Below are 26,041 nucleotides of genomic sequence, written 5' to 3'. Positions count from 1 at the left end.
GTGACGGCACCCGTCGCGCTTCGCCGGTTTTGATCCTCAGTAGTGAAGGAGGGTCATCTTGGGTGTTCTCAATCGACTCCTCGGTGTGGTCCTCGGAATCATCGGAGCGGTGCTCGGCGTCGTGCTGGGTGTGGTTGCTGCGTTGGTGTGGTTGGTCGGCGCTGTACTGTGCGTGACGGTCATCCTCATTCCGCTTGGGATTCCGGTGATGAAACTCGGATCGCGGCTTCTCGGCCTGGCCGGCGACATGATGCACATCGGAGGCTGAGATGCGGTTTTTACGAGGACTTCTCGGCGCGCTGCTCTGGATCGTCGCGGCGATCCTGGGACTTCTCGGTTTCGTGCTGTGCGTGACAGTTATCTTGCTTCCCTTGGGCATTCCGCTGCTGGTGTTCACACGTCGACTGTTGACGCGGGCAGTCCAACTGATGCTTCCGCGATCGCTGGCGCATCCCGTCGATGAATTGGCGAAGAATGTGAAGAAGAAGGGCCGTGTGGCCAAGGCCGTCACCTCGAGCACCGCCGACGACATCGGCAAGAAGGCGCGCAAGCTACGCAAGCATGTTGCCTGATCGACCGGATGCTGACGATTGTTCACGGCTACGAAATGCCACTTGTTTGGTGGCTGAGTAGCAAGGAGAACCGCGGGCGGCAGATCACGCGATGCGGCCGCGATCAAACGCGTGTGAGTGCGAGCGGATGCGACAGCAGTTTGAGGCGAAAAGCAAAGGCGGTCAAAGACGACGGGTGTCCAGACCTACACCTGATCCGGTGCCGCTCACCGGCTCTCGCCGGTTGTGAGGTTAATCGGCGGCTCGCACCGCCGCGATCAGCGCCACCACAACGAGGGCCAGCAGTAGGACTACAAGCAGCACCGGTCCGAGCAGGAGCCCGAGGGCCAGGAGGAGAACGATGGCTAGCTTGGCCTGGCCGCTCAATCCAGACACCAGGCCTTTGATCGCTGCCCACACAGGATTCTTACCCGTCAAGGTCGCCCGAATGCCCTCCAGCGCCGCTTTCACGCCCGCACCACCGTTTGCGGCTGCCTCGACGAGCGTGTCCATCCACTTCTCGACCTTCGTCGTCAGCATTTCCCCGCGGCCTCGCACCGCGTCCAGAAGCCGGTGAAATTGAGCTCGTAGCCACTCGACGACGGCCTCGGCCGACTGCCACAACCGGCTGCGAGGGGCTTCGGTAGTCCTGCTGGATGAGCCCGGTCGGCGCGTGCGATTCGGCGAGGTGGACCGCGAGTGCGTGGACGCGCAGGACGGTTCTTGTCGGGAACGCTTCCGAGTCGCGGGCTTCGCGCGGGCAGCCTGCGCCCGCACCAGTTCGGATCGAATGGCGCTATCGGGGTGGCGCTGCCGCAAAACATCCGAGGCTGATACGCCGGTGGCATCGGATCGTTTTGGTGGTGGCATCGGTTCCGCCCGCCGTTGGCCGCGCCGTGCTGCGGCGGTATACGACTTTGCGGCCGTCGGTTGCCTGCGTGTCTGCCTCGCCACTGCGCCTTTGGAAGGAGGCGTTGACTTAATGCGCGGAACAGGTTCGGCCGTTGCCGTCGGGTAGCCTCCGTCAGGGGTCTTACCGTTGCCCGCCGTGGGTCCTCGGCGCGGCTTGACCAATGTGCTCCGGTCGCCCGCCCTCTGACGCGAACTCATATACAGCCAATACCCCGCGGTCCAATCCTCGAAACCGGAGCGGATTCAGCGGACAGAGCGGCCGCCGACTCCGGGCTGACATCAGTTTCGAGCGAAAACGACTGCGGCACCGCCGTTCTGCACGATGCCACGCCCCCGCATCGTGTGCGAAACCGCGACACACCACGGTTTGCCGACTAGAACACGTTCCCGGTCGTGGACACGGTAAGCGGTGTATTAACGACCGTGCAAATTATGTACCGAGGTTGAGAACTGTCGGACGAGAGCGCCGCTGGGAGGCCATTGAGGTCATTTCCTCGTATGGATCTCTACAGGCAAACGACGGCCGCGGCATTGTCATAGCCCAAGTTTGGGGGGCTGTGGAACATCCGGAATGCGCACTCTCGCAACAGCGTGACCACACTGGAGTCCATACTCGGCGCGATCCGCCGGTTCGGGTCGAAGTAGCGCGCGGCGTAGCTAGTGTTGCGCGCACGCAGTTTCTTGGCCGACATCGGCCGCCCAGATTTAGCGGCCCGCAGACCGACTTAGTCTGTGCCTGAACGGTTACCGGCACCCGATCTGCGGCGCTGCACGCATCGCGACCGGTTCAACAGAACGTCCTCATCGTTGTCGAACTCGAAACTGAGTTTCGCCGGTCAAAAGAATAAGGCGACAGATTCTTGGGGATTACTCCTTGCACTGGGGCATCGACAACCGCACGGGGGTGATTCGATATCAGTCGGAAATCAATTCGATCTTTCAACAAAACACAGCAAGCTTAACAAAAATATTTAAGCGGTGCGAACCGGGCCAGCTTGAGTCCGCGTCCGATCATGAAAGGTCGTTTTTCGACGCGATTTGACGTTGCAATTTGTGGTCGTCAAAATTTCACCCAAGCATGCGCCAAGTGACGCCCGGATTTTGGCAAATTGTTAGCTCGCTCCATGGCTTAGGGGCGGAGTCGGCGCCTACGGGTGCTTTGCAGAGCGATTGACCGTGCCTACGCCGCGACAAGCTGAGACGGTGATCTTCACCTGATCGAAGTCCCATCTCGCGCCGAGTCGGTATTCGCTGGCCGTTCGTTCAGCACGCTGTGACTGTGGTCTGACGGTCCGGGCTGACGGGTCGAGTTTGACGAAGTCAATGCGTTTCGCAATCGCCAAGTGTCCGCTTATCGAAATTGTCTGAGCGATCGCGGTGCATCGCGTTTAGTGATCTCGGCCACAGGGGTATCCGCACTTTTGTGCGGGGCGGATGCGTGGCCGGTATCGAAGCGGCTGAGCAGGACGCCTCCGAGCGCAAACCGAACTTAACTTAGGAGATTGTCGTGAAATGCGGAGCCCGCATCGCCATGGGTGTAGCCGGAGGGTACTTCCTTGGCAGGACAAAGAAAATGAAGCTCGCCTTGATGCTGGGTGGCTGGGCCGCAGGCCGCGAGTTGGGCGGTCCGGGACAGATAATCGGGCAGGCGGGCAAAATGCTCGGAGAGAATCCGCAGGTGGCGGAGTTGACTGATCAAGTGCGGGGCCGCCTCCTGGAGGCGGGTAAAGGCGCCGCCATGGCAGTAGTCACTCGCCAAGTCGAGGCGCTCACCGACCGGATGAGTCACCGGGTGGAGGACCTCGGTGGCGTCGGCCAGGTAGCAGACCTCGGTCGTGACTTCGGCGACGCCGACTTGGGCGCCGTGTCACGGAACGGCGAGCCCGACGACGACGGACTCGACGAACAGGACGAACTGGACGAGCAGGACGAACTTGACGACGAGGAACAGGACGAAGAGCCAGTGCGTCGGACTAGGCGCGCTCGCGCCTCCGACACCGCATCGTCGCGTTCATCGAATGAGATGCGCTCCTCGAGCGGGAGCCGTTCGTCGGGCGGCAGCCGCTCCTCCGGCCGACGCTCGTCGCCGGGCCTGCCCAAGGCGGCGGCGCGCAGCTCGACGGGTCGCGGCAAGAGCGAAACCCCAATCAAAGCGGTGAAGCGGGGACCGACGCCGTCTGCGCGGACCCCGAAGAAGACCACCGCCGCTCGCAAGGCGTCACGCACGACACGTACCCGTCGGGAGGGTTAGAAATGGCTAGGCAAGCTATGGCGGATAACACCAAGGCCGCGGGCAATGGAATGCCAACCGACGCCCTGCGCAGCGCCGGCCAGGATCTGCTCGGTGCCGTTCTCCAGCGCGCTGCGTCGGCCGCTACCGATCGAATCGCCGGTGTTTCCGATCGGCTGACGGACGTAGCGGACAACCCTGAGGCCCTGCGCACGCTCATCAAGCGCCCGGGTCGAGACGACAAAGATGACGGCGAAGATGACGACGGCGAGGAGAGCGGCAAGGGTGGCGGGCTCGGCTCGGCGATCGGCTCGGCACTGGGCGGTCTGAAAGAAAAGGCGCAGGGTGTCTTCGGCGGCAAGAAGGGCGATAAAGGGGGGAAGAAGAAGATCAAGCTCACCAACATCGTCGAGACGCTCGACGTTGGTCTGCCGTTGCGTACCACCTATGACCTGTGGACTCGGTTCACCGACTTCCCCACCTTCATGAAGAAGGTGGAAAGCGTTACGCAACCCGAAGACGAAAAGACCCAGTGGAAAGCCCAGGTCTTCTGGTCCCATCGCGAGTGGGAGGCCACCATCCAGGAGCAGGTGGCCGACTCACACATCGTCTGGCGCTCCAAGGGAGCCAAGGGGCACGTCGACGGCGCAGTTACGTTCACCGAGCTAGGGCCGAACCTCACGCGGGTGGTCTTGGTCATGGAGTACTTCCCGCAGGGACTATTCGAACGGACCGGCAATCTGTGGCGAGCCCAGGGCCGGCGTGCGCGACTGGAGTTCAAGCACTTCCGGCGCCACGCGATGACCCAGGCGCTCTTGCACCCGGAAGAGATTGAAGGCTGGCGCGGCGAGATCCGGGACAGCGAGGTGGTCAAGACGCATGAGGAAGCCCTAGCGGAAGAGCAGGGAGACTCCGGCGGGCCTGATGATGGGCGGGACTACGCCGACATGGATGAGGTCGATGCGTCCGAGGCAGAGGCGCTCGAGAAAGAGGGCTGGGAGATCGAACCCATCGATGAGGACGAGGACCGCGACGAGGACTTCGACGAGGACTTCGATGAAGAGGACGACGTCGGTGAGGACATCGACGGCGACGTCGACGAGGACGAGGACCTCGAGCCCGATGAGGACGAAGACGTTCAGCCCGACGAAGAGGGCGCCTACGAGGACGACACCTACGAAGACGAAGGCTACGAGGATGAAGCCGACGACGCAGGCTACGACCAAGCGCCCGATGACGAGGGCTACGAAGACGAAGAGGAACCACCTACACGTAGGCGCGGGCGGCGACCGGTCGGCGCCGGCCGCGGGCAGAGGGGTGCGAACTCATGACCGTGGCCACTCAGAGACAAGGTGGCAGCAACGTCGAGCGGTATACCGGCGGCGGGTCCAGTGGCTTGGCCGAGGTCATCGAGCTCATCCTGGACAAGGGCCTAGTGATCGACGTCTTCGTTCGGGTGTCCCTGGTGGGCATCGAAATTCTCACCATTGATGCGCGGATCGTCGTGGCGAGCGTGGACACCTTCCTCCGGTTCGCCGAAGCGACCAACCGGCTGGACCTCTACGGCAAGGGCAAGGGCGGCAAGGACCTTACCGAGCTGGCCGGAGGGATCATGGAGGGCGGTGCCAAGGGCAAGACGTCCGGAGTAATCGAGGGCGCCGTCGGGAAGGTCGACGAGATGCTCACCAAGGGCCGGGAGGGCCGGCAGCGCCGGGAACGCGAGGAGGAGCCTGCGCCACGCCGACGCCCGCGCCAGCGGACCCGCGAGGATGACGAATGACTGCGACGTACGTCTACGGGCTAGTGAGCGCCGACACCGAACTGCCGCCGAACCTATCGGGCCTTGGCCCATCCGGTCGGGTGTCGACCATCGCGTACGAGCGCATCGCGGCGATCGTGAGCGATGTCCCCGCAGACCGTCCGCTCGGCACCCGTGACGATCTGCTGGCCCATGAGTCGGTGGTGGACACGGTGGCGGAGCGGTCGGCCGTGCTGCCGATGCGGTTTCCCGCTGTCGTTGAAGAGGCGGGCGTGGTGCAGGAACTGCTCGCCCCGCATCAAGAACGGTTCGTGGAGGCTCTTGCACGGCTCGAGGGTCTGGTTCAGTTTACGCTGAAGGCTCGTTACGAGAAGGACGCCGTGCTCCGCGAGATCGCGGAGACCAACGAGGAAATCATGGCACTGCGCGAGCGGGTGCGCGACCTGCCGGAGGATGCGTCGTACTACGACCGAATACGCCTGGGCGAGCTGGTCGTCACGGCTATGGAACAGCGGCGTGACGACGACGGCAGGCAGGTACTTGACCGGCTGGCGCCGATGGTCACCGACATCTCCACCCGCCCACTGGGTGAGCCTGACGAGGTGCTGAACGCCGCGTTCCTCGTCGCCCGGGATCACACCAAGGAGTTTGACGACGCTGTGGAAGAGGTCGGTCGCGACCTTGCCGGACGCGTGCGCTTCCGGTTACTCGGCCCGCTGGCACCCTACGACTTTGTACCGGAAGGCTGAATTGATGGGGCTGCTCACCGGACTGCTGACTCTTCCACTCGCACCCGTTCGCGGCGTGGTGTGGCTGGCGGAACAGATCCAGGACCATGCCGAAGAGCAGTACTACGACCCGGTGCGCATCCGCGCTCAGCTTGAGCGCGTGCAGGAGGCACGTCAATCGGGCGAGCTGACCGAGGAGGAGTGTGTCGAATGGGAGAACGAATTGCTCGGCCGCCTGATGTACCGGCAGGAGTAGACCGCAGCCGACCTGTGGAGCGCTATGGGTGAAGAGACGGAGAAACTTCGACGTCGGCGGCCGCCGCCGGCGGATGCGGCACGCCAATCGGCGCCCAGGGGTAACGGACAGCGCCCCCGGCGGCTCTCTGCAGCGGATGCCGGTCGGGCAGCCATGGTAGAGATCGGCGACCTCACCGGGCACGACCTTGAGGGTGTGATATCCGTAGAACGCGACGACGATGGATGGCGGGTCGGTGTCGAAGTTGTTGAGAGCCATCGCATTCCAGACTCGGCGGACATTCTGGCGATCTATGAGGCGGACTTAGACGCCGACGGTGAGCTGGTCTCCTACCGCCGCACCGAGCGCTATTCCCGTGGCCAGAACATCGGGCGGTCGCGGTGACCGGTGATATGTATCCGTCCCGGCGGGCGTATAACCCGCCTGACCATCGGCAGGAAAGCACGAACTTGGCCGACATCTTGGAGCGCGTGCTCGACAAGGGCATCGTCATTGCCGGCGATATCCGGATTAACCTTCTGGACATCGAACTGCTGACCATCAAGATCCGACTCTTGGTGGCCTCCGTCGACAAGGCCAGAGAGATCGGCATCGACTGGTGGGAGCACGACCCGTCGCTCAGTTCGGGCCGGGGCGACTTGGCCGTCGAGAACCGCAAACTTCGGGAACGCATAGGGGAGCTTGAGGCGGCGAACGGCGAGCAGGCCGGTTCGTCTGACGGGGCGCGGTCGCGTCGTCGCGTCCGCCCCGAAGGTGCGGCCCGGGATGAGTGACGACAGCGTCTACCTCTACGCGATCGGCGATGCGGCGATCGCCGATTCCGACGTCCTGCTGGAGACCACCGGTGTCGAGGCGGTCCCGGTGCGCACCGTCGTCGAGGGCCCACTTGCGGCGGTTGTCGCGTCCGTGGACCGCGACCGGTTCAGCGAGGAGTCCATTCGCGCCCGCCTCGAGGACTTGGAATGGCTTGAGAAGCTGGCCCGGATGCACCACGAGGTGGTTGACCGCATAGCACGGGCTTACCCGATTGCGCCGGTGCGGATGGCGACTGTGTACCTCGACGACACGGGCGTTCGTCAACTGCTCCGTGATCACCGTGCCGAACTGGCCACGACACTCGACCGGGTTCGGGGCCGTTCGGAGTGGGGGGTCAAGGGGTATGCGGCACCAGCCAACGAAGCATCAGGTGCGGAGCCGGAGGCCCCAGCCTCGGACGCGCCTGGCACCTCTTACCTGCTGCGTCGCCGTGCGGAGCGAGACCGGGCAGCAAATCGACGGGAGCGCGTCATGGAGGCGGCCGAGAAACTGCACCAAGAATTTGCGGGGCTTGCCGTCGACAACCGCGTATATCCCGCGCAGGACCCGCGGCTCACCGGACGACGCGAGGAGATGATTCTGAACGCGGCGTATCTCGTGGACGAGGCCGGTGCGGCGCTGCTGGCGCAGCGGGTCAACACCGCGACTGACAACGAGCTGCGACTGGAGCTCACTGGTCCGTGGGCGCCGTACTCATTCACCAGCCTGGGGGAGTCATGACCCTGGCACCGTCGAGGGCCGACGACATCGCCCTGGTGGACCTGCTCGACCGCCTCTTGGCCGGCGGCGTGGTCATCGCCGGAGATTTGACGATCAGCCTCGCCGACGTCGACCTTGTGCACATCTCGCTACGCGCGCTTATCAGTTCGGTGGAAAAGCTGATGAAGCAATGACACGATCCGCAGGCCGAATCGAAATGGATCCGGAAGATGTAGGCCGGGATCTCGGCCGACTAGTGCTGACGATCGTCGAATTGCTGCGCCAGTTGATGGAGCGCCAAGCGCTGCGGCGGGTGGACGTTGGAGACCTTTCCGACGAGACCGTCGAACGGCTGGGTGTAGGGCTGATGCGCCTGGAGGAAGCGATGGAGGAACTGCGCGAATACTTCGGGCTGCGACCAGAGGATCTCAATCTCGATCTGGGACCGCTTGGTCCACTGCTGCCGCGCGAGCCCGGCTGAACACGGCCTGGCTCGCGTCGTAGGGGCGTCGACTAACGCCGCACGATCCCGATCACTTAGGCCGAACATGGCCGCCACGATCGCCGCCACCACTACCGGCACCAAACAGTTCCAGTCGATGCCCAGTGGCGGTGGGTATCCCCATCGCTCGAGCCAACGCAGTGCCCAGACCGCCACCGATCGCACTCTCACGGCGCAAGGACGAGGTGACCGTGCAGAACGGTACATGTCTCATCGACCGACGCGGTCCACCGGCAGGTTGCCACTCGAGACGACAGGCCCCTGGCCGAACTACTCGTTCGCTGGGGTAGCCTAATGACTGAAGTGCCTCGTCGAATTGCTGCGTCAGTTGATGGAACGGCAGGCGATCCGCCGGGTCGACGAAGGCTCACTGACCGACGAACCGATCGAACGCGTCGGAACCACGCTGATGCTCCTGGAGAAGAAGATGGCCGAGCTTCGCGACCATTTCGACCTGACGCCGGAAGATCTCAACATCGACTTGGGGCCGTTGGGGCCGCTGCTTCCCACCGATCCATCGTGATCGCCGTGAATGAGCGGTCTAAATCAATATCAGGGAATTAGGCCGTCAAGGAATCGTGGTGGAGCAGAAGGGACCGCAGGCTGCAGACTGACCGGCTGTTGGGCCTGCAACGGGCTGGGGTCGTTGCACACCCCGGGTTTCGACGTGGCGCTGACGGTGCCAGCCAGACTTGCGGGGTCGAACGAGTACAGCAGGTCTGCAGGGCCGGTACTTCCGTCCGGGCACGTCCACCCAGTTGAGACGTCACGCCGTTCAGCGGTCCAGGGGCCGCCGGCCACTCTGCTGATCGCCCCTACCCACCCCCGAGACGCCGCCACCGTCCCTCCGCAGGTGCGCTGTGCGTTGCATTGAGTGGTGATGGTCCAGACGGTCGGCGGGCCGTCGGTGACAAGGTTGTAGTCGCCATCGAGTTGCGTGTCCGCCCGTGCCGGGCTCGCGAGGCCGACGGCGGTGCAGGTGACGGCGACGGCGGCGGCCATCGCGTGTGTGAACGCCATCGTGGCAGTATCCCCGCTCAGCCGAGGCCGGGCACGATATCGCCGAGATTGAAGCGCACCGGCCGCTCCAATTGCTCGAACGTGCACGAGGACGGGTCGCGGTCGGGCCGCCACCGGTTGAATTGCGCGGTGTGGCGGAATCTTTCGCCTTCCATGTAGTCATAGCGCACCTCGACAACGCGCTCGGGCCGCAACGGCACGAAGGACAGATCCTTGCCCGCGTTCCACCGCGACCCCTCGTATCTGCGGGGTGTGTCTGCGGCCGCCACGTGGGCGGCCCAGTTCCACGGATGCTCGTCGAAGGTGGTGACCAGCGGCTGCAACTCGGTGAACAGCCGCCGCCGCTCGGCCATCGGGAACGCGCCGATGACCCCGACCGATGCGAGAGCGCCGTCGGCCTTGTACAGCCCGAGCAGCAGCGAGCCGATGGCGTCATCGGCCGATTTGTGCACGCGGTGGCCGGCCACCACGCAGTCGGCGGTGCGCTCGTGTTTGATCTTGAACATCACCCGCTTGTCCGGCTGATAGGTCAGCGTCAGCGGTTTGGCGATCAGCCCGTCCAGGCCGGCGCCCTCGAACTCGGTGAACCAGCGCTCGGCGGTCGCCATGTCGGTGGTGGCCGGTGTCAGATGGATGCACGGTCCGGCACCGGCCAACGCGTCGACCAGCGCGGCGCGCCGCTCGCTGAACGGCAGGCCGGTGTAGTCGTCGTCGCCGAGGGCGAGCAGGTCGAACGCGATGAAATCCGCAGGCGTCTGCTCGGCGAGCATTCGGACCCGCGACGCGGCCGGGTGCAGCCGCAACTGCAGGGCCTCGAAGTCCAGGCCGCGCTCACCGGCGATGACGATCTCGCCGTCGATGACGCAGCGCTGCGGCAGTTCGGCGACGACGGCGTCGACCAACTCCGGGAAATACCGGGTCATCGGGCGTTCGTTGCGGCTGCCAAGCTCCACCTCGTCGCGGTCGCGGAAGCAGATCGTCCTGAACCCGTCCCATTTGGGTTCATACGAGGCGTCCGAAGGGATCGACCGCACCGGCTTGGCCAACATCGGCGACACCGGCGGCATCACGGGCAGGTGCACGGACCCATTCTTGCGCGGCCGATGACGGCCGATGACATTGCCCGGTGTCGCCGGTCTACGTGAGTATGGACTGCGTGGACCTGCCCGTGTTGCCACCGTTGGAGCCGATGCTCGCCAAGGCCCAGGCCAAGGTGCCCCCCGAGGAAGGGGTGTGGTCCTACGAACCGAAGTGGGACGGTTTTCGCGCGCTGGTGTTCCGCGACGGCGCCAAGGTCGTCATCCAGTCGCGCAACGGCAAGGAGCTGGGTCGCTACTTTCCCGAGCTCGAGCAGGCGCTCCTCGACGAGTTGGCGCCGCGCTGCGTGCTTGACGGCGAGGTGGTGGTGCCGCGCGAGATCGGCGGCCGCATCCGGCTGGACTGGGAGTCGCTGTCGCAGCGCATCCACCCGGCGGCGAGCCGGATCAAGATGCTGGCCGAACAGACGCCTGCGCACTTCATCGGTTTCGACGCGCTGGCCACCGGCGACACGTCGCTGATGAAGGAACCGTTCCGGGTGCGGCGGCAGGCGTTGGCCGACTCGGTGAACGAGATGAAGTGGTGCCACGTTACCCGCGCCACCGAGGATCCCGATCAGGGCGCGCAGTGGCTGGACACGTTCGAAGGCGCAGGCCTGGACGGGGTCATCGCGAAGCGGTTGGTCGGTCCGTATCTGCCGGGCAAGCGGGAGATGGTCAAGGTCAAGCACGCCCGCGACGCCGACTGCGTGGCCATGGGTTACCGCATCCACAAGAGCGGGGAGGGCATCGGATCGATCCTGCTCGGCCTGTACCGCGACGACGGTGAACTCCAGATGGTCGGCGGCGCAGCCTCGTTCACCGCCAAGGACCGACTCAAGCTGCTCGCCGACCTGGAGCCGTTGCGTGAGGGCGACGTGCGCGAAGGCGATCCCAGTCGCTGGAACTCGGCGGCGGACAAGCGGTGGATACCTGTGCGGCCCGAGAAGGTGTGCGAGGTGGCCTACGACCAGATGGAGGGAAACACCGTGCACGACAGGAGATTCCGGCATGCGGTGAAGTTCGTACGGTGGCGGCCGGACCGCGACCCGGCCAGTTGCACCTTCGACCAACTCGACGGGCCGCTGAACTACGACCTCTACGACGTCTTGGAGTCATCCGGGGCGTGGGGGCACCTCGCGCGCGAAGCGCAGGGGGACGAAGCGACAGGAGAAGCCTGAGCATGGCAACTCCCGCTGAAGAACTGGATGTCGACGGGATCAAGGTCCGGTTCACCAATCCTGACAAGGTGTACTTCCCGAAGCTGGGCTCTAACGGCACCAAGCGCAAGTTGGTCGAATACTACCTCTGCGTCGCCGGCGGACCGATGTTGACCGCTCTGCGCGACCGGCCCACACACCTGCAACGGTTCCCTGACGGCATCGAGGGTGAGGAGATCTATCAGAAGCGGATCCCCAAGCGCGCCCCGGATTACCTGCAGACGTGTGTGGTGACTTTCCCGTCGGGCCGAACGGCCGACGCCCTGAACGTGACTCATGCTGCGGCGATCGTGTGGGCGGCGCAGATGGGCACCATCACATTGCATCCGTGGCAGGTGCGCTGCGCCGACACCGAGCATCCCGACGAACTGCGCATCGATCTCGATCCTCAACCGGGCACCGGTTTCAAGGAAGCTCGGGCGATCGCGGTCGACGTGCTCAAGCCGGTGCTCGACGAACTCGGCTTGGTCGGCTACCCGAAGACCTCCGGCGGCCGCGGCGTGCACGTGTTCCTGCGGATCAAGACCGACTGGGACTTCATCGCGGTGCGCAGGGCAGGCATCGCACTGGCTCGCGAGGTAGAACGGCGGGCGCCCGATGCGGTCACCACATCGTGGTGGAAGGAAGAACGAGGCAAGCGAATCTTCATCGACTACAACCAGAATGCCCGCGACCGGACGTTCGCGTCGGCGTACTCGGCGCGCAAGACGCCGATAGCCACGGTGTCGATGCCGTTGACGTGGGACGAGTTGCGCGACGCCGATCCCGACGACTACACGATTGTGACGGCGCCCGACTTCGTCGCGGGCCGTGACGATCCGTGGCAGGGAATCGATTCGGTCGCACAGTCATTAGAACCATTGATGGACATGGTGAAAGCCGACGAGGACCGCGGGCTCGGTGATCTGCCATACCCGCCGAACTATCCGAAGATGCCGGGCGAGCCGCCGCGCGTGCAGCCGAGCAAGAAGGTGGCCGCGCACTGGGATGACGATGGCAACCCGGTGAACCGGTGAACAATCCGCACACCGATGCCCAGCGCAGGCACGACCCCGACATCCGCAGCTTTGCCAGCGACAACTACGCAGGTGTTCATCCGGAGATCCTCGCCGCGCTGACGCTCGCCAACGGCGGACACCAGGTCGCCTACGGTGACGACGCGTACACCGAGAATCTGCAGTACATCATCCGCGAGCACTTCGGCCAGAGTGCGGAAGCCTTCCCGGTCTTCAACGGTACGGGCGCGAATGTGCTTGCCTTACAAGCTGTCACCGATCGTTGGGGAGCTGTCGTGTGCGCCGACACCGCACACATCAACGTCGACGAAGGTGGCGCCCCTGAACGGATGGGCGGCCTCAAGCTGCTGACCGTGCCCACCCTGGACGGCAAGCTCACGCCGGACTTGATCGATCGGCAGGCGTGGGGTTGGGCCGACGAACACCGGGCGATGCCGCAGGTGGTGTCGATCACCCAGAGCACCGAACTCGGCACGCTGTACACACCCGACGAGATCCGCGCGATCTGCGAGCACGCCCACGCGCGGAACATGCGGGTGCACGTCGACGGCTCACGCATCGCCAACGCTGCTGCGGCGCTGGGCATGTCGATGCGTTCCTTCACGTCGGACGTCGGGGTCGACATCCTGTCCCTGGGCGGAACGAAGAACGGCGCCCTGCTGGGCGAGGCGGTGGTGGTGCTCAACCAGGACGCTGTCAGCCACATGAAGCATCTGCGCAAGCTGTCCATGCAGCTGCATTCCAAGATGCGATTCGTCTCGGTTCAGCTGGAAGCCCTTCTCGCCAAAGATCTTTGGCTACTTAACGCCGGGCACGCGAACGCGATGGCCCAACGCCTCGCCGAGGGGGCACGCGGCGTCGACGGTGTGCGGGTGCTCTATCCGGTGCAGGCCAACGCGGTGTTCGCCCGGCTGCCCCGCGATGTCAGCGAGCGCCTGCAGAAGCGGTTCAGGTTCTACTTCTGGGACGAGAGCGCGGGCGATGTGCGGTGGATGTGTTCGTTCGACACCACCGAAGCCGACGTCGACGCGTTCCTGGCCGCGCTCAAGGACGAGATGACGCGCTAGGCTGCGCCACCCGCACCTGAACTCCGTCCGAGAACACCGAGTCGTGCAGTTCCACCGCCGCGGGCAGCGTGCCCTCGGGCACGTCGAACGGCAACCTCACCGTGATGTTCGCGCCGGGATCCACCGTGATCACCATCGAGGTCGCGTTCATCGCGACCGCAGCCGCCACGTCGGCTGCATACGCGTGCCCGTCGGAGTCGATCAACTTCTGGTTGTTGATCACGAACTCCTGGCTCTCGTCGTCGATGTTGCGCACCGTCGTCGTCGCGACCAGCCACTCGCCTCGTGGACGCGGTGCGCCCCGCCAGTCGGTCGGGGTCCCCGTGACGACGAACTCGAAATCGCCGTCATGAACCAGTGAGCCCGGCACGCCTGTCAGACCGCGAAAGCGATCGGTGTCCGTACCGGCGTGTGGCTTCGAACCGGCCGCGATCATCGCCGAGCAGCCGGCGAACAGCAGCGCGACGACTGCGATGACCCCGAGCGCGAGCCACAGTCCCGCCGCGGTCAAGGTCGGCCGTGCCGGCGCGTGGCCGGTCCACTGTTGGCCGTCCCAGTAGCGCTGCCGCGGCGCGCCCGACGGATCCGGATACCAACCCCGTAGTTGTGTGCCTGCCACGTGACGATTCCTCCCGACAGGGACCATAGCGATCTACAGCTTCCCAAGCAAAGTTTGCTGCAGCTGACGTGTTCGTCGAATGTCGTGCTTCGTGCGCGTTCGCATCGGATGTCGATGCATTTGCCTCATGTCGGTGAGCAAGACGACGTCACCGGTCCGCAGCTGTACCAATTTCCATGTGTGCCTTCGACCTTGCGATTTTCAGCGTTCTTTCGCGATTCTTTTGTTGCTATTGCAACAACATGTATAAACTGACGGTAGCAACAATAACTCGAGGGGTTCCCGCCGTTAGCTGACAGTGGGGAGGGATATGTTCCGGATGATCGTCGCGGCCGGGGTGACCGCGTTCACCGCTGCCGTTGTCTATGTGACGATGTCGCCCGCGGCCGCATCGGGCCACTGCGTCATCGACCCCGCCTTCGGATCGTGCGCTGAAGCGACGAACTAGTCGGCGGTAGCACCGACCGGCGTCTGCAACACTGGCTCGATGCAGACCCTCCGTAGATTGCTCGCAGCGCTCGCGATCGTCGCGATGCTGATCGGGGGCATCAGCATCGCGGCGGCGTTGATCTTCGGCGATCACTCCAAGCCCCGGACCCCTGCCGCGCCACCACCCGCACCGCCTCCGCTGCCCGCGTCCGTGCCGACAGTCAGGGAGTTCACGATCAACGTCGCGGTAACGGAGCAGAGCTGTGACCCGGGCCCCGGCTGCTTCTACAAGTACACCATCGAGCCGAAATACATTGGCTTCCATCCATTGCCCAGCACCCCGTTCACCGTCAAGTACGAAGTGCATGGCGGTAACCAGCCGCAGCCCGGCGAGTTCACCGTCGAGGGCGACCAGGCCAAGATCTTCAAGGACGTCGTTCTCGAGGGGCCACCCGCGGCACGGCTGCAGGCGGTGGTGTTGCAGGTGATCGGCTGATTGTCGCGTTACGCCTTCGGCACGATTCCTCGCGGAACGGTCAGCTGCAAGTCGTTGTATGTGGCGATGCCCGGCGCTGCGGCCACCACCGCGGGAATCGCGTGAATCGGCGGCATCGCGGTGATGATGTGGCCCAATGACATGAAATCCGCGATCGACGTGGCCTTTTCGATGAAGTCCTGCGGCGGCAGGAATCCAACCTGCATCGTCACCGTCGGCAGTCCCTCGACCGTGATCTTCCAGGGGTCCCCTTCGACCTTCCAATCCGGATCGAGCGTCTGTCCCTTGCGCCACCGCACATTGAGGTCGACGACGGTCCTACCGCCGACGCGCCCCTGCCAACTGGCGAAAACGCCTGCCACACAACCCGCTTCGATGGTCCACGAGTTCATCACGACGTCCGCGGTGGTTTGCGCGTATTCGGCCTCACAGACGATTTCGTCGAGTTCGACTCCGAGCGAATCGGCGACCATCCGCACCGCTTCGGCGAAGACCGCCGTTCCCTTGGCCGCCATCGGCTGCAGGTTGGGGTCGTCGATCGGCATTCCGAAGCCGCACGGCCGCTCGGTGTCCGGCGAATCGTAGAACGTGGTGTCCGACGCTTCGGCGACTGTGACCTTGTCGACCCTGGCGCAGCCGTTGGCCGCCACGATGGCCAGCAGTTCGGCGAAGCCCGGGCTGACGCCGGAGCCGAACATGGTTGTGCCGCCCTGTCTGCACGCCTCTTCGATGCGATCGCGACCCGGCCCGAGGTTGTGTCCGGTGATGAAGGACGCCGAGGACACCACATTGACGCCCGCTGAGAGGATGCGAACCAGTTCGTCGACGTCGACCCACATCGGGTTGTAGACGACCACGTCGGGCTTCAGCGCGAGCAGTGCCTCGACGTCGTCGGTCGCCTCGACGCCCAGCGGCGCGATGCCCGCGAGGTCGCCGACGTCGCGCCCCACCTTGTCCTTCGACCACGCATAGCAGCCGACGAGTTCCAGCGTGGGATTCGCCGCGATGGCCTCTACAGAGCTTTTTCCGACATTGCCCGTCGTCCACTGGACGACACGATAGGAAGCGGTGTTGTGCACTCGCTCAGCATAGGGTTCCGGCGGCGCCTAGGGGCCCGAAACCAGGGTGGCCTTTCCGGTGCGCTGCTGCCCGCCGCGGTCGATCCACGTCAGATCGACGACGTCGCCGGGGTAGTGCCGGTCCAGCACGTAGGTCAACGTCGTGGCCGAGTCGACCGCGGTTCCATCGATGCTCGTCAGCACGTCGCCGATGGCGAGGCCGGCCTGCGACGCGGGTCCGCCGGCCATCACGTCGCGCACGATGATCCCGCCATCGCGACGCGGTTGGGTACCGACGCCGACGCCGAGAAGCGTTGGCTGACCGATGTGCACGGACGGCGAAGGCGCGCCGGACCGGATCTGGCCTGCGATGGCCATCGCCGAGTTGATGGGAATCGCGAAACCCTTTCCGGCAGGCCCCATTTGGAAGTTCACCGACGCAGCGGTGACCACCCCGATGACCTGGCCGGCGCCATTGACCAGCGGACCGCCGGAGTCGCCGGGCCGCACGTCGGCTGCGACCTCGATCAGGTTGTTGACTTCTTCGGAGCTACCGGTCAGTGCGTCCTCGGCGTTGACTGTCTGATTCAGCGCGGTGACGGGCCCCGTCTCGTGCGTCAGCGGTGCGCCCACCCCGCGGGCGTTACCGAGTCCGACCGTCGGCTCGCCGACGACGACCTGGCCGGAATCGCCGATCGGTGCCGTCGGCAGCCCCCCTGCGCCGCGCAACTGGAGCACCGCGATGTCGTTCTTGCGGTCGTAGCCGACCAGATCGACCGGGTAGTCCCGACCGCCGACGCTTCCGGTGATGGAGTTGGCACCGGCGACCACGTGGTAATTGGTCAACACCACGCCACCAGGGTCGATCACCATGCCGGTCCCGGTGCCGATGGCCTGCTGGTAGTCGATCTTGGTGGTGATCTGCACGACTGCGGGCTCGACCGCCGCGGCCGCGGCGGAGATGTCCACGGGTACGGCGGCCGCAGTGGGTGGAGCGACAAGGGCCGCGACGACGGCCAGCACGATCAGCAATGCCTGAGCCGGCCGCCGCCAGGGAAGATTGCGCATGTACCTATATTGCCCGAACCGGGGCCTGCTAAATCCAGGGTCCGCCGCGGCCGCCCTTTGGTCAGGCGGTTCGCACGACCAAGGTGGCGTGGTAGTCCGCGAACTCGATCGGGTCGTCGGGCGTCCGCGGATAGGGGTCGAGGGCCTGCAACTCGATGCGGTAGTTGCCGACGGTCGCCTCCTTGACCGTCTGGCCGGGTGCCGGGTTGGTGTTGAACTCCACGTTGGTCGCCCCGGCGCCGTCTGGCTGCACGGAGACCGCGATCCTGGCCTGGCCGGTCCAGAAGCACTCCACCTGCGTCGGGCACCGCGAGTCTTCCAGTACGTCGGTGAATGTCAGACGCAACTTGTCGCTGGGAATCAGCGCTTCCTGGCCGCCACCCAACGAAAACGGATGGTTCAGCGCGGCCCCTGGGCCCTCGGCGCGGGCAGGCTCGGCGGCATGGCAGCCGGTGAATGCCACCGCGGCCAGTGCGCTGAAGAGGACGCTAGTCCTCGACCGCGACACGGCCCCGCAGCCGCCTGCGCCTGCGATTGCGCAGTCGACCGTTCGTCGACTCGGGTTCGGGTTCGGCGTCGTCAAAGTCGTCCTGCACCGTTGGCTGCGGCTCTTCGGCCGTCGACTCCGGCTCGCCGGCTTCGGCGGTGACCTCGGCAGGCTTGTCCTCGGACTCGGTCGCCTCGGTGGCCTCTTCGGTGGCTTCTTCGGTGGCTTCGGCGTCCGCTTCTTCGGTGGCATCCTGGGTGCCCTTGCGGCCTCGACGTCCCTGCTTGGCCTTCTTCGGCTTGAGCGGTTTGGGTGGCGGTGGCGGTAGCTCAGCCACGAAGGCCAGGTAGAACCCGAAAATGGCGAGCAGCGCGATCGCCGCTGCCGCGCCGTAGATCCCGAACAGCCACTGGCCGACGCTGTCCAGGCTGAGCCAGATCTCGCTGATCGCAGTGCCGACGATCAGGACACCCGCCAAGACGTGCAGCCCGATCGACGAAGTACGCAGTCGCAGCGCCAACTGCGGTGTTCCGAACTCAGGACGCCGGGTTCGCAGCAGCGTGAAAACCACAGGCAGCGCGGTGAGGCCGATCAGCGCGCCGGTGACGATGCGCAACACCGTGCCCAGCGTGTGCGAGGTGTCGCCCGCCAGTTCCCACCACCGCGGCAACACGAACAGGAAGTAGAGGACACCGGCGGCGACAGAGAACGACGCGTGCCAAACCACCGCAACGGTGCGGCTCATAGCCCTCCTACTTGGTTATCTGGCCGGGGTGCGACCGGGCCGTTCGGCCAGCCGGTCGCACCCCGAGCCGAGTGCGGAGGATGCGGGATTTGAACCCGCGAGGGCTGTTAACCCAACCCGCGTTCCAGGCGAGCGCCATAGGCCACTAGGCGAATCCTCCGCGGGCCATGTTAGCCGACGGCGCTCGTGCACCCGTCGAGTCGCGGGGCGGGCGGGTATTACACTCGCTACGGACCCCGCGCGGCGTCTATCCTGTGAACTCCCCCAGGGCCGGAAGGCAGCAAGGGTCAATGGGCTCTGGCGGGTGCGCGGGGTCCCCTTCTATTCACGGCTTATTTGGAAAGGCGCGCCGTGTCGTTTTTGTCCCTTGGCCGTGACGAACTGCAGGCCCAGCATGAGCTGCAGTCCCGCAACTACGCCGACCTGCAGGCCAAGAAGCTGAAGCTGGACCTCACCCGCGGCAAGCCGTCACCCGAGCAGCTGGATCTGTCCAACGCGCTGCTGAGTCTGCCGGGAGAAGACTTCAGAGATGCCGACGGCACCGACACCCGCAACTACGGCGGCCTGCACGGGCTGCCCGAACTGCGCGCCATCTTCGGCGAGCTGCTCGGCATTCCAGTGCCCAATCTGATCGCGGGCAACAACGCCAGCCTGGAGCTGATGCACGACGTGGTGACGTATTCGATGCTGCACGGCGGCGTCGATTCGCCCCGGCCGTGGCTGAAGGAGCCGACTGTCAAGTTCCTCTGCCCGTCGCCCGGCTACGACAGGCACTTCGCGATCACCGAGACTCTCGGCGTCGAGATGATCTCCGTGCCGATCCGCGAGGACGGCCCCGATGTGGACCTGATCGAGGAGCTCGTCGCGTCCGACCCGGCCATCAAGGGCATGTGGTGCGTGCCCGTCTACTCGAACCCGACCGGTGTCACCTATTCCTGGGAGACCGTCCGCAGGCTGGTGCAAATGCGAACGGCGGCAAATGATTTCCGGTTGATGTGGGACAACGCCTATCCGGTGCACACGTTGACGCACGACTTCGTGCAGCAGGTCGACGTGCTGGGACTGGCCGAGGCAGCGGGCAACCCGAACAGGCCGCTGGTGTTCTCGTCGACGTCGAAGATCACGTTCGCAGGCGCAGGGGTCAGCTTCTTCGCGGGCTCGCTGGGCAACATCGCGTGGTATCTGCAGTACGCGGGCAAGAAGTCGATCGGCCCCGACAAGGTGAACCAGTTGCGGCACCTGCGATTCTTCGGTGACGCCGACGGGGTGCGCCTGCAGATGCAGCGCCACCAACAACTGCTGGCGCCGAAATTCGCCTTGGTGCAGGAGATCCTCGCCGACCGGTTGGGTGAGTCGAAGGTCGCGTCGTGGACTGATCCAAAGGGCGGCTACTTCGTCAGCCTCGACGTGCTGCCGGGCACCGCGAAGCGCACCGTCGCGCTCGCCAAGGACGCCGGCATCGCGGTCACGGAGGCGGGCTCGGCCTTTCCGTATCGAAAAGATCCGGAAGACAAGAACATTCGGATCGCGCCGTCATTTCCCGGGGTGTCCGAGCTGCGCGATGCGATCGACGGCCTTGCCACCTGCGCGCTGCTGTCGGCGACCGAGTCGCTGTTGAAGGACTGACGTGTTCATTCGTCACACCACGCCGGTAGCCTGCTGAGCGTGGCGCTCTACCGGAAGTATCGACCGGCAACCTTCGCGGAAGTCGTCGGCCAGGAGCACGTGACCGAGCCGCTTTCGAACGCCCTCAACTCGGGTCGGATCAACCACGCGTACTTGTTCTCAGGGCCGCGGGGCTGCGGGAAGACATCGTCAGCGCGCATCCTGGCCCGCTCGCTGAATTGCGAGCAGGGCCCGACGCCGACCCCGTGCGGCGTATGTGCCTCCTGCGTGGCGCTGGCGCCCAACGGACCGGGCAATCTGGACGTCACCGAACTCGACGCGGCAAGTCATAACGGCGTGGACGACGCTCGTGAGCTTCGCGACCGGGCGTTTTATGCGCCGGCAGAGTCGCGATACCGCATCTTCATCATCGACGAGGCGCACATGGTGACGCCGCAAGCGTTCAACGCGCTGCTGAAGATCGTCGAAGAGCCACCAGAACACCTCATCTTCATCTTCGCGACAACCGAACCGGAGAAAGTCCTCACCACTATCCGGTCGCGGACCCATCATTACCCATTCCGATTGCTTGCGCCCAAGAACATGCGTGCGTTGGTGGAACGCATATGCACGCAAGAGGATGTCACTGTCGACGACGCGGTGTACCCACTGGTGATCAGGGCGGGCGGCGGCTCCCCCCGAGACACCCTGTCGGTCTTGGACCAGCTGCTCGCAGGCGCCGACGGAAACCGGGTGGAGTATCGACGCGCACTGTCGCTACTCGGTGCAACGGATGTGGCCCTGATCGACGCCTCGATCGACGCGCTGGCAGCAGACGACGCCGCGGCGCTGTTCGGTGCGGTCGAGGCGGTGATCGACGCAGGGCACGACCCGCGGCGGTTCGCCACCGACCTGCTCGAGCGGTTCCGCGATCTCATCGTGTTGCAGTCGGTGCCAGACGCCGTCGCGCGCGGGGTCGTCGCTGGTCCGGAGGACGTGCTCGAGCGGATGCGCGAACAGGCCGACAGGATCGGCACCGCGACGCTGACCCGCTACGCCGAGGTGGTGCATGCCGGGCTCGGCGAGATGCGCGGCGCCACCGCGCCACGGCTGCTGCTCGAGGTGGTGTGTGCGCGGCTGCTGCTGCCGTCGGCCAGTGACACCGAGGCGGCGCTGCTGCAGCGGGTCGAGCGCATCGAGATGCGCCTGGACATGTCGATACCTGCCGGGGAAGCGTCGATGTCTTCTGGGATATCTTCGGCCGCGCAGCCCGCGGCCCCGCAGAAGCAGTTCGCACGCAAGAGCCAGGCCCCGGCGCAGGCACCCAAGGCCGAAGCCGAGGCGCCTGCGGCGGCAGAACCCACACCCGCGCCAGCACCCAAACCCGCGCCCGAGCCTCCGCCGTCGCCTCCTCCGGTGCGGCCGCCGTCAGACCCCGTGGTCGAAGCGCCCCCGACGGCGCCCGTCGGTGCTGAACTCAACGCCGCCTCGGTGCGAAGCATGTGGTCCGCGGTGCGCGAGAAAGTGCGTCAGCGCAGCCGCACCATCGACGTGATGCTGGCCGGTGCCATCGTGCGCGCCGTTGAAGGCGGCACGCTGGTGCTCAGTCACGAGTCCGCGCCGTTGGCGAAACGACTTGTGGAACAACGCAATTCCGATGTCATCCGGGACGCGCTCAAGGATGCGCTCGGCGTGGACTGGAAGATCCGCTGCGAGGTGGGAGCAGCAGCTGCCGCGCCGTCAACGGCCGCACCCGAGAAAGCAGCTCCGTCCGCGCCGCCGCCGCACGATGACGACGAGGAGGACATGCTGGCCGAGGCCGGCAGCGACACCTCCGAGATCACCCGCCGCGACCCGGAGGAAGCCGCTCTGGAGCTGCTGCAGACCGAGCTCGGCGCGCGTCGCATCGACGGCAGTTGATTGCATGATCACGCACTTCGGCGGCCTTCGCTGTGGTGTAGTCGTGAGATGCCTGGGTATCGCGGTTCCGCGCTGACCGCTCTGTGCGCCGCCGCGCTGATCACCGCGCCGGTCGCACATGCCGACGACCCGCCGCCGGGCTTCCACGACTATCCGTTGGCCGACGGCCACTACACCACCGATGGTGATCCAGGTTGGGTGTACTTCGTCATCGACGAATTCATGAAGCCCGGCACCCACGACTACTTCGGGTGCGGGATGGGGCCTGACGGCACCGTCGGCTGCGACCGCGTTCCGCAACCCGACCAGTACCCAGCGATGCAGCCCAAGACGTATCCGCCTCCGCACACCAATCAGACTGTCGCGGCACCGGAAGAGGCAGCGAGCTACCGATTTTCACCCACTGCCACGTTCACCCGCGAGGTCGATGTGCTGCCGGAGGGCCGGATGCTGGTGAACGGGGACATCAAATGCGCCAAGGGCCTTCAGGGTTCGATGTGGTGCCAGACCGGCGAGCACGGCTTCCTGCTGTCCTACACGCGTGGCGAGGTCTGGTAGTTACGGCGTCCACCAAGGCCGGAGCGGCAGGCCGCCGTCGCGGCCGTGGGAGTCCAGTTTGACCGCCAGAACCTGGTGCAGCTGAACGACATTCGTCTCGAAGCCGACGCGTGAACCGGCCATGTACAGGCCCCACACCTTGGCGGTGGGCAGCCCGACCTCTTCGACGGCCTCGTCCCAGTGCTCGACGAGATTGCGGCACCAGTCGCGCAGCGTCATCGCGTAGTGGTGGCGCAGATTCTCCTCGTGGATCACCTCGAAGCCGACGTCCTGCGCTTCGCTGATGATGCGGCCGGAACCGGTGAGCTCCCCGTCGGGGAAGACGTAGCGGTCGATGAATCCGCCTGCGCTCGGTGCGGTCCTGTTCTCCGGCCGGGTGATGCAGTGGTTGAGCAGCAGCCCACCGGTGCGCATCTTCGATTTGAGGAAGCGGAAATACGACGGATAGTTGTGCACCCCGATGTGTTCCGTCAGTCCGATCGACGACACCGCGTCGAACCCGGATTCACGCACGTCGCGGTAGTCACCGTGCCGCACCTCGGCAAGGTCCGAAAGCCCCTGCTCGGCGATCGCGTTCTGCGCCCACGCGGCCTGTTCCTGCGACAGCGTGACGCCGATGGCCTTCACACCCTGTCGGGCCGCGTAACGCACCATGCCGCCCCAGCCGCAGCCGACGTCGAGCAGTCGGTCGCCCGGCTTCAGCCGCAGCTTGTCGAACACCAACCGGTACTTGTTTTCTTGCGCCTCCTCCAGCGTCGCGTCCGGGTTGGGGTAACAGGCGCAGGTGTACGTCATCGAGGGGCCAAGTACCCACTCGTAGAACGTGTTCGAAACGTCGTAGTGGTGGTGGATGGCTTCGGCGTCGCGAATGCGGCTGTGCCGCAGTCCTTCAGCGATGCGTCGCCAGCGAGGCAACGCTTCCTGGGGCGGCGGCGCGATCGGGATCAGGTGCTCGAAACCGATGGAGCGGATGATGTTGGCCAGCACCCGCGCCGGTGGGCGCTTGAAGTCCATCTTGTCGGCGAGCGCCTTCAACAGTTCATATGGATCGCCTGGGTGCACGCCCATCGGTTCGAGGTCGCCTGCCACATAGGCGCGCGCAAGGCCGAGATCACCCGGTGCGGTGGCCAGGTAGGTGGTGCCGCGCGGCGTCTTCAGGTCCAGGCCGACCGACGCGTCCTCGGGCCCGGCCGTGCTGCCGTCGTACGCGGTGAACTTCAGCGGCAGTTGCCCCGCCGCGAAGATCTCGAGTATCTCGGCCAGTGTCAGCTTCCTTGCCGGCGCGCTGGTTTGCTCTTTGAATGTCGTCATCGTCTTTGCACCGCCTTCGCATACAGGTCTAGCAGCCGTGAGTCGGGGTCGTACGTTTTCTTGACGGTCTTGTAAGCCTCCCCGCCGTACAGTTCGTCAAACTCATCCTGCGAGTAAAAAGAGTCCGAATACAGCGATTTGTGACCTTCGAGGCTGCTGACCTTGCGTTCGATCAGCTTGTTCGTGTGTCCGTCGGTCGGTCCGACCGGCACCGACGACCAGAACCCGATATTGACGTAGGTGTGGTGCGGGCGAAGCGGATACAGCGGCCAGCCACCGTCGTCGCGCAGGCGAAGCGGGCACAGCCATACCGGTTCGATCGGGACGTTGGCCAGGAACCAGTCGAGGAACTCCGCGGTGCGCTCGATGGGTACCTCGACGTCCTGGACCACGCGCTCCAGCGGCGGCCTGCCGTTGCGCCTCTCGATGCGGTCGGCGATGTTGAATCGCTGGTCGTAGCCGATCAACTTCCAGTAGAAGCTGCTGCGGCGGTAGCGCCGCGGCCACCACCGGCGGATCCGCGGGTTCTGCGCGCCGAACGCCCGCGAGCACCAGAACCAGTCGGTGTCCCACCGCCACAGATAGTCGTGGATGGTCAGCCGATCGTGCTTCTCGGCTCCATCCGTGCCGGCGTGCTGGATCGAGCGGTAGTAGATCTGCTGACCGGTGTAATCGCTGACCGGCCCAGGGGTTGCCGTCTGGAAGCCCAGCGTCAGATAACCCTCCGTGCTGCTGAACACCACGCCGTCGAGGTAGTCGACGGGGGTGCCGTCGTGGCCGCCGGTCTCGATGATGCGGTCCATGGCCGCCACCAGGTCACCCACCGAATGAAACCGTAGGTGCCGCAGCGCGACGAACGGTCTGGCGGATTCCAGCTCGATCTTCAATCGGACTGAATAGCCCAGGGTGCCATAGGAATTGGGAAAGGCGCGGTATAGGTCGTTGTGCTGATCGGGTGACGCGGTGATCACATCGCCCGTGCCGGTGAGGATGTCCATCTCCAGCACCGACTCGTGCGGCAGGCCGTTGCGGAACGACGCCGACTCGATGCCGAGCCCGGTGACCGCGCCGCCCAGAGTGATGGTCTTCAGCTGCGGCACCACCAGCGGCGACAGGCCGTAGGGCAGGGTCGCCGCGACGAGGTCTTCATACGTGCACATCCCCGCGACGTCGGCGGTGCGCGCCTCGGGGTCGACCGCGATGACGCCCGTCAGCCCCGAGGTATCCAGCCCCTTGGCGGTGGATTTGGCCCGCGCACGGAAGAGATTCGACGTGGATTTGGCTAGCCGCACGGTGGCACTCGGCGGAATCGCCCGATAGCTGGCAAGCAGCCGGTGCACGCCCGCAGCGTGCGCAGCCCGTGCGTCGCTCCCCTCAACAGACACGGATATACGCTAGTCCGCGGTCGCAGCCGATGCGACCGCACCGAGAGGACAGGAGAGCTATCTCATGGGTCAGGTCAGCGCGTCCAGCTCCGTCTTGATCGACGCCACACCGGAGGTGGTGTTGGCGGCGGTGGCGGATTATGCGACCGTGCGCCCGAAGATCCTGTCGTCGCACTACAGCGATTACCAGGTGCTCGAGGGCGGCCAGGGTGCCGGCACCGTCGCCAGCTGGAAGCTGCACGCGACCAAGTCGCGGGTGCGCGACGTCAAGGCCGACGTCGACGTGGCGGGCCACACCGTCATCGAGAAGGACGCGAACTCGTCGATGATCACCAACTGGACCGTCGCCCCGGCCGGATCGGGGTCGTCGGTGACGGTCAAGACGTCGTGGCAGGGCGCGGGCGGCATCGGCGGTTTCTTCGAGAAGACCTTCGCGCCGCTGGGTCTGCGCAAGATCCAAGACGAGGTTCTGCAGAACTTGAAGGGCCAGGTGGAGGGCCGCTAACTG

The 26,041-nt window shown here is 65.2% G+C and carries 31 protein-coding genes, 1 tRNA gene, 1 other RNA gene and 1 pseudogene; 23 read left to right on the top strand and 11 right to left on the bottom strand.

Annotated features, from left to right (window positions below):
* Nucleotides 1-58 precede the first annotated feature (58 nt).
* Nucleotides 59-268 (top strand): hypothetical protein, encoded by a 210-nt coding sequence (locus tag ACGFK1_RS14685; RefSeq protein ID WP_393429955.1) that lies wholly within the window; start codon nt 59-61, stop codon nt 266-268.
* A gap of 1 nt (nt 269) precedes the next feature.
* Entirely contained in the window at nt 270-572 is a 303-nt protein-coding gene (locus ACGFK1_RS14680; protein WP_393429952.1) for a hypothetical protein, read from the top strand.
* 231 nt (nt 573-803) lie between these two features.
* On the opposite strand, the gene ACGFK1_RS14675 is transcribed toward ACGFK1_RS14680, so the two are convergent.
* Entirely contained in the window at nt 804-1,091 is a 288-nt protein-coding gene (locus ACGFK1_RS14675; protein WP_393429949.1) for a hypothetical protein, read from the bottom strand.
* 1,945 nt (nt 1,092-3,036) lie between these two features.
* Between ACGFK1_RS14675 and ACGFK1_RS14670 the strand changes: the two genes are divergently transcribed.
* The 11 genes and pseudogenes from ACGFK1_RS14670 to ACGFK1_RS14620 form a co-directional block, all read left to right on the top strand.
* Nucleotides 3,037-3,714 (top strand): hypothetical protein, encoded by a 678-nt coding sequence (locus tag ACGFK1_RS14670; RefSeq protein WP_393429946.1) that lies wholly within the window; start codon nt 3,037-3,039, stop codon nt 3,712-3,714.
* A 2-nt stretch (nt 3,715-3,716) separates the two neighbouring features.
* A complete protein-coding gene (locus ACGFK1_RS14665; protein WP_393429943.1) occupies nt 3,717-5,024 on the top strand; it encodes an SRPBCC family protein in 1,308 nt (435 codons plus the stop codon).
* Nucleotides 5,021-5,473, top strand: coding sequence for a gas vesicle protein GvpJ (gvpJ, locus tag ACGFK1_RS14660; protein WP_393429940.1), 453 nt, complete (start codon nt 5,021-5,023; stop codon nt 5,471-5,473). Before ACGFK1_RS14665 ends, gvpJ begins: the two co-directional genes overlap by 4 nt.
* The gene (locus ACGFK1_RS14655; protein ID WP_393429937.1) at nt 5,470-6,201 is read left to right on the top strand and encodes a GvpL/GvpF family gas vesicle protein; all 732 of its coding nucleotides are present in this window, start codon (nt 5,470-5,472) and stop codon (nt 6,199-6,201) included. Before gvpJ ends, ACGFK1_RS14655 begins: the two co-directional genes overlap by 4 nt.
* Nucleotides 6,202-6,205: 4 nt before the next feature.
* Entirely contained in the window at nt 6,206-6,436 is a 231-nt protein-coding gene (locus ACGFK1_RS14650; RefSeq protein ID WP_393429934.1) for a gas vesicle protein GvpG, read from the top strand.
* Nucleotides 6,437-6,460: 24 nt separating this feature from the next.
* A complete protein-coding gene (locus ACGFK1_RS14645) occupies nt 6,461-6,820 on the top strand; it encodes a gas vesicle protein (protein ID WP_393429931.1) in 360 nt (119 codons plus the stop codon).
* 8 nt (nt 6,821-6,828) lie between these two features.
* Nucleotides 6,829-7,209: a gas vesicle protein gene (locus tag ACGFK1_RS14640; protein WP_393430136.1), complete on the top strand. Its 381-nt coding sequence runs from the start codon at nt 6,829-6,831 to the stop codon at nt 7,207-7,209.
* The gene (locus ACGFK1_RS14635) at nt 7,202-7,972 is read left to right on the top strand and encodes a GvpL/GvpF family gas vesicle protein (protein WP_393429928.1); all 771 of its coding nucleotides are present in this window, start codon (nt 7,202-7,204) and stop codon (nt 7,970-7,972) included. Before ACGFK1_RS14640 ends, ACGFK1_RS14635 begins: the two co-directional genes overlap by 8 nt.
* Nucleotides 7,969-8,145, top strand: coding sequence for a gas vesicle protein (locus ACGFK1_RS14630; protein ID WP_393429925.1), 177 nt, complete (start codon nt 7,969-7,971; stop codon nt 8,143-8,145). Before ACGFK1_RS14635 ends, ACGFK1_RS14630 begins: the two co-directional genes overlap by 4 nt.
* A complete protein-coding gene (locus ACGFK1_RS14625) occupies nt 8,142-8,432 on the top strand; it encodes a gas vesicle protein K (RefSeq protein ID WP_393429922.1) in 291 nt (96 codons plus the stop codon). The genes ACGFK1_RS14630 and ACGFK1_RS14625 overlap by 4 nt, the downstream gene beginning before the upstream one ends.
* 328 nt (nt 8,433-8,760) lie before the next feature.
* Nucleotides 8,761-8,976 (top strand): annotated as a pseudogene (locus ACGFK1_RS14620) (gas vesicle protein K); the annotation flags it as partial.
* 29 nt (nt 8,977-9,005) lie between these two features.
* Here ACGFK1_RS14620 and ACGFK1_RS14615 read toward each other — a convergent pair.
* On the bottom strand, nt 9,006-9,473 hold the full coding sequence (locus ACGFK1_RS14615) for a hypothetical protein (protein ID WP_393429919.1): 468 nt from the start codon (nt 9,471-9,473) through the stop codon (nt 9,006-9,008).
* Nucleotides 9,474-9,490: 17 nt separating this feature from the next.
* The gene (locus ACGFK1_RS14610; RefSeq protein ID WP_393429917.1) at nt 9,491-10,555 is read right to left on the bottom strand and encodes an ATP-dependent DNA ligase; all 1,065 of its coding nucleotides are present in this window, start codon (nt 10,553-10,555) and stop codon (nt 9,491-9,493) included.
* A gap of 65 nt (nt 10,556-10,620) precedes the next feature.
* On the opposite strand from ACGFK1_RS14610, the gene ACGFK1_RS14605 reads away from it, so the two are divergent.
* The 3 genes from ACGFK1_RS14605 to ACGFK1_RS14595 are packed head-to-tail and all read left to right on the top strand — an operon-like array spanning nt 10,621 to nt 13,852.
* Nucleotides 10,621-11,730 (top strand): ATP-dependent DNA ligase, encoded by a 1,110-nt coding sequence (locus ACGFK1_RS14605; protein ID WP_393430133.1) that lies wholly within the window; start codon nt 10,621-10,623, stop codon nt 11,728-11,730.
* Nucleotides 11,731-11,732: 2 nt separating this feature from the next.
* Nucleotides 11,733-12,785, top strand: a complete 1,053-nt coding sequence (gene ligD, locus ACGFK1_RS14600) for a non-homologous end-joining DNA ligase (RefSeq protein ID WP_393429914.1) — start codon at nt 11,733-11,735, stop codon at nt 12,783-12,785.
* Complete coding sequence (locus ACGFK1_RS14595; RefSeq protein ID WP_393429912.1) at nt 12,782-13,852, top strand: threonine aldolase family protein; 1,071 nt, start codon at nt 12,782-12,784, stop codon at nt 13,850-13,852. Before ligD ends, ACGFK1_RS14595 begins: the two co-directional genes overlap by 4 nt.
* Here the strand turns inward: ACGFK1_RS14595 and ACGFK1_RS14590 are convergent.
* Nucleotides 13,830-14,471 carry a DUF4352 domain-containing protein gene (locus ACGFK1_RS14590; protein ID WP_393429909.1) on the bottom strand — a complete coding sequence of 214 codons (642 nt, stop codon included), beginning with the start codon at nt 14,469-14,471 and terminating at the stop codon, nt 13,830-13,832. The genes ACGFK1_RS14595 and ACGFK1_RS14590 overlap by 23 nt on opposite strands.
* 319 nt (nt 14,472-14,790) lie before the next feature.
* On the opposite strand from ACGFK1_RS14590, the gene ACGFK1_RS14585 reads away from it, so the two are divergent.
* The gene (locus tag ACGFK1_RS14585; RefSeq protein WP_393429906.1) at nt 14,791-14,919 is read left to right on the top strand and encodes a hypothetical protein; all 129 of its coding nucleotides are present in this window, start codon (nt 14,791-14,793) and stop codon (nt 14,917-14,919) included.
* Between the two features lie 39 nt (nt 14,920-14,958).
* Nucleotides 14,959-15,396: a hypothetical protein gene (locus ACGFK1_RS14580; protein WP_393429903.1), complete on the top strand. Its 438-nt coding sequence runs from the start codon at nt 14,959-14,961 to the stop codon at nt 15,394-15,396.
* An 8-nt stretch (nt 15,397-15,404) separates the two neighbouring features.
* Here ACGFK1_RS14580 and ACGFK1_RS14575 read toward each other — a convergent pair whose 3' ends face one another.
* The 5 genes from ACGFK1_RS14575 to ACGFK1_RS14555 all read right to left on the bottom strand — a co-directional run bounded on the left by ACGFK1_RS14575 (nt 15,405) and on the right by ACGFK1_RS14555 (nt 18,914).
* The gene (locus ACGFK1_RS14575; protein ID WP_393429900.1) at nt 15,405-16,475 is read right to left on the bottom strand and encodes a dihydrodipicolinate reductase; all 1,071 of its coding nucleotides are present in this window, start codon (nt 16,473-16,475) and stop codon (nt 15,405-15,407) included.
* Between the two features lie 27 nt (nt 16,476-16,502).
* Nucleotides 16,503-17,522: a S1C family serine protease gene (locus ACGFK1_RS14570; RefSeq protein WP_393429898.1), complete on the bottom strand. Its 1,020-nt coding sequence runs from the start codon at nt 17,520-17,522 to the stop codon at nt 16,503-16,505.
* Between the two features lie 61 nt (nt 17,523-17,583).
* Nucleotides 17,584-17,985, bottom strand: coding sequence for a hypothetical protein (locus ACGFK1_RS14565; RefSeq protein WP_393429896.1), 402 nt, complete (start codon nt 17,983-17,985; stop codon nt 17,584-17,586).
* Nucleotides 17,986-18,010: 25 nt separating this feature from the next.
* Nucleotides 18,011-18,754 carry a hypothetical protein gene (locus ACGFK1_RS14560; protein ID WP_393429893.1) on the bottom strand — a complete coding sequence of 248 codons (744 nt, stop codon included), beginning with the start codon at nt 18,752-18,754 and terminating at the stop codon, nt 18,011-18,013.
* Between the two features lie 74 nt (nt 18,755-18,828).
* Nucleotides 18,829-18,914, bottom strand: a tRNA-Ser gene (locus tag ACGFK1_RS14555).
* Nucleotides 18,915-18,982: 68 nt separating this feature from the next.
* On the opposite strand from ACGFK1_RS14555, the gene ffs reads away from it, so the two are divergent.
* The 4 genes from ffs (at nt 18,983) to ACGFK1_RS14535 (ending at nt 22,837) form a co-directional block, all read left to right on the top strand.
* Nucleotides 18,983-19,077: signal recognition particle sRNA small type (gene ffs, locus ACGFK1_RS14550), an RNA gene on the top strand.
* 28 nt (nt 19,078-19,105) lie between these two features.
* Nucleotides 19,106-20,380: an aminotransferase class I/II-fold pyridoxal phosphate-dependent enzyme gene (locus ACGFK1_RS14545; protein ID WP_393429890.1), complete on the top strand. Its 1,275-nt coding sequence runs from the start codon at nt 19,106-19,108 to the stop codon at nt 20,378-20,380.
* Between the two features lie 39 nt (nt 20,381-20,419).
* Nucleotides 20,420-22,279, top strand: a complete 1,860-nt coding sequence (locus tag ACGFK1_RS14540; protein ID WP_393429887.1) for a DNA polymerase III subunits gamma/tau — start codon at nt 20,420-20,422, stop codon at nt 22,277-22,279.
* 48 nt (nt 22,280-22,327) lie between these two features.
* Nucleotides 22,328-22,837: a hypothetical protein gene (locus ACGFK1_RS14535; RefSeq protein WP_393429884.1), complete on the top strand. Its 510-nt coding sequence runs from the start codon at nt 22,328-22,330 to the stop codon at nt 22,835-22,837.
* Here ACGFK1_RS14535 and ACGFK1_RS14530 read toward each other — a convergent pair whose 3' ends face one another.
* Nucleotides 22,838-24,148 carry a class I SAM-dependent methyltransferase gene (locus tag ACGFK1_RS14530; protein ID WP_393429881.1) on the bottom strand — a complete coding sequence of 437 codons (1,311 nt, stop codon included), beginning with the start codon at nt 24,146-24,148 and terminating at the stop codon, nt 22,838-22,840. It abuts the gene before it with no gap.
* The gene (locus tag ACGFK1_RS14525) at nt 24,145-25,533 is read right to left on the bottom strand and encodes an FAD-binding oxidoreductase (RefSeq protein ID WP_393429878.1); all 1,389 of its coding nucleotides are present in this window, start codon (nt 25,531-25,533) and stop codon (nt 24,145-24,147) included. The genes ACGFK1_RS14530 and ACGFK1_RS14525 overlap by 4 nt, the downstream gene beginning before the upstream one ends.
* 64 nt (nt 25,534-25,597) lie before the next feature.
* On the opposite strand from ACGFK1_RS14525, the gene ACGFK1_RS14520 reads away from it, so the two are divergent.
* A complete protein-coding gene (locus ACGFK1_RS14520) occupies nt 25,598-26,038 on the top strand; it encodes an SRPBCC family protein (protein WP_393429875.1) in 441 nt (146 codons plus the stop codon).
* The last annotated feature ends 3 nt before the right edge of the window (nt 26,039-26,041 follow it).

Source organism: Mycobacterium sp. NPDC048908 (assembly GCF_043197955.1).
In the GTDB taxonomy this organism is placed as follows: Bacteria; Actinomycetota; Actinomycetes; order Mycobacteriales; family Mycobacteriaceae; genus Mycobacterium.
This window is presented reverse-complemented; position numbering and strand designations above follow the sequence as displayed.

Bases quoted from the DNA above. Each gene is read 5' to 3' on its own strand.
- ACGFK1_RS14680 (WP_393429952.1), top strand. From the start codon at position 270: ATGCGGTTTTTACGAGGACTTCTCGGCGCGCTGCTCTGGATCGTCGCG.
- ACGFK1_RS14675 (WP_393429949.1), bottom strand. From the start codon at position 1,091: ATGCTGACGACGAAGGTCGAGAAGTGGATGGACACGCTCGTCGAGGCA.
- ACGFK1_RS14670 (WP_393429946.1), top strand. From the start codon at position 3,037: ATGAAGCTCGCCTTGATGCTGGGTGGCTGGGCCGCAGGCCGCGAGTTG.
- ACGFK1_RS14665 (WP_393429943.1), top strand. From the start codon at position 3,717: ATGGCTAGGCAAGCTATGGCGGATAACACCAAGGCCGCGGGCAATGGA.
- gvpJ (WP_393429940.1), top strand. From the start codon at position 5,021: ATGACCGTGGCCACTCAGAGACAAGGTGGCAGCAACGTCGAGCGGTAT.
- ACGFK1_RS14655 (WP_393429937.1), top strand. From the start codon at position 5,470: ATGACTGCGACGTACGTCTACGGGCTAGTGAGCGCCGACACCGAACTG.
- ACGFK1_RS14650 (WP_393429934.1), top strand. From the start codon at position 6,206: ATGGGGCTGCTCACCGGACTGCTGACTCTTCCACTCGCACCCGTTCGC.
- ACGFK1_RS14645 (WP_393429931.1), top strand. From the start codon at position 6,461: ATGGGTGAAGAGACGGAGAAACTTCGACGTCGGCGGCCGCCGCCGGCG.
- ACGFK1_RS14640 (WP_393430136.1), top strand. From the start codon at position 6,829: ATGTATCCGTCCCGGCGGGCGTATAACCCGCCTGACCATCGGCAGGAA.
- ACGFK1_RS14635 (WP_393429928.1), top strand. From the start codon at position 7,202: ATGAGTGACGACAGCGTCTACCTCTACGCGATCGGCGATGCGGCGATC.
- ACGFK1_RS14630 (WP_393429925.1), top strand. From the start codon at position 7,969: ATGACCCTGGCACCGTCGAGGGCCGACGACATCGCCCTGGTGGACCTG.
- ACGFK1_RS14625 (WP_393429922.1), top strand. From the start codon at position 8,142: ATGACACGATCCGCAGGCCGAATCGAAATGGATCCGGAAGATGTAGGC.
- ACGFK1_RS14615 (WP_393429919.1), bottom strand. From the start codon at position 9,473: ATGGCGTTCACACACGCGATGGCCGCCGCCGTCGCCGTCACCTGCACC.
- ACGFK1_RS14605 (WP_393430133.1), top strand. From the start codon at position 10,621: ATGGACTGCGTGGACCTGCCCGTGTTGCCACCGTTGGAGCCGATGCTC.
- ligD (WP_393429914.1), top strand. From the start codon at position 11,733: ATGGCAACTCCCGCTGAAGAACTGGATGTCGACGGGATCAAGGTCCGG.
- ACGFK1_RS14585 (WP_393429906.1), top strand. From the start codon at position 14,791: ATGATCGTCGCGGCCGGGGTGACCGCGTTCACCGCTGCCGTTGTCTAT.
- ACGFK1_RS14580 (WP_393429903.1), top strand. From the start codon at position 14,959: ATGCAGACCCTCCGTAGATTGCTCGCAGCGCTCGCGATCGTCGCGATG.
- ACGFK1_RS14570 (WP_393429898.1), bottom strand. From the start codon at position 17,522: ATGCGCAATCTTCCCTGGCGGCGGCCGGCTCAGGCATTGCTGATCGTG.
- ACGFK1_RS14560 (WP_393429893.1), bottom strand. From the start codon at position 18,754: ATGAGCCGCACCGTTGCGGTGGTTTGGCACGCGTCGTTCTCTGTCGCC.
- ACGFK1_RS14535 (WP_393429884.1), top strand. From the start codon at position 22,328: ATGCCTGGGTATCGCGGTTCCGCGCTGACCGCTCTGTGCGCCGCCGCG.
- ACGFK1_RS14530 (WP_393429881.1), bottom strand. From the start codon at position 24,148: ATGACGACATTCAAAGAGCAAACCAGCGCGCCGGCAAGGAAGCTGACA.
- ACGFK1_RS14520 (WP_393429875.1), top strand. From the start codon at position 25,598: ATGGGTCAGGTCAGCGCGTCCAGCTCCGTCTTGATCGACGCCACACCG.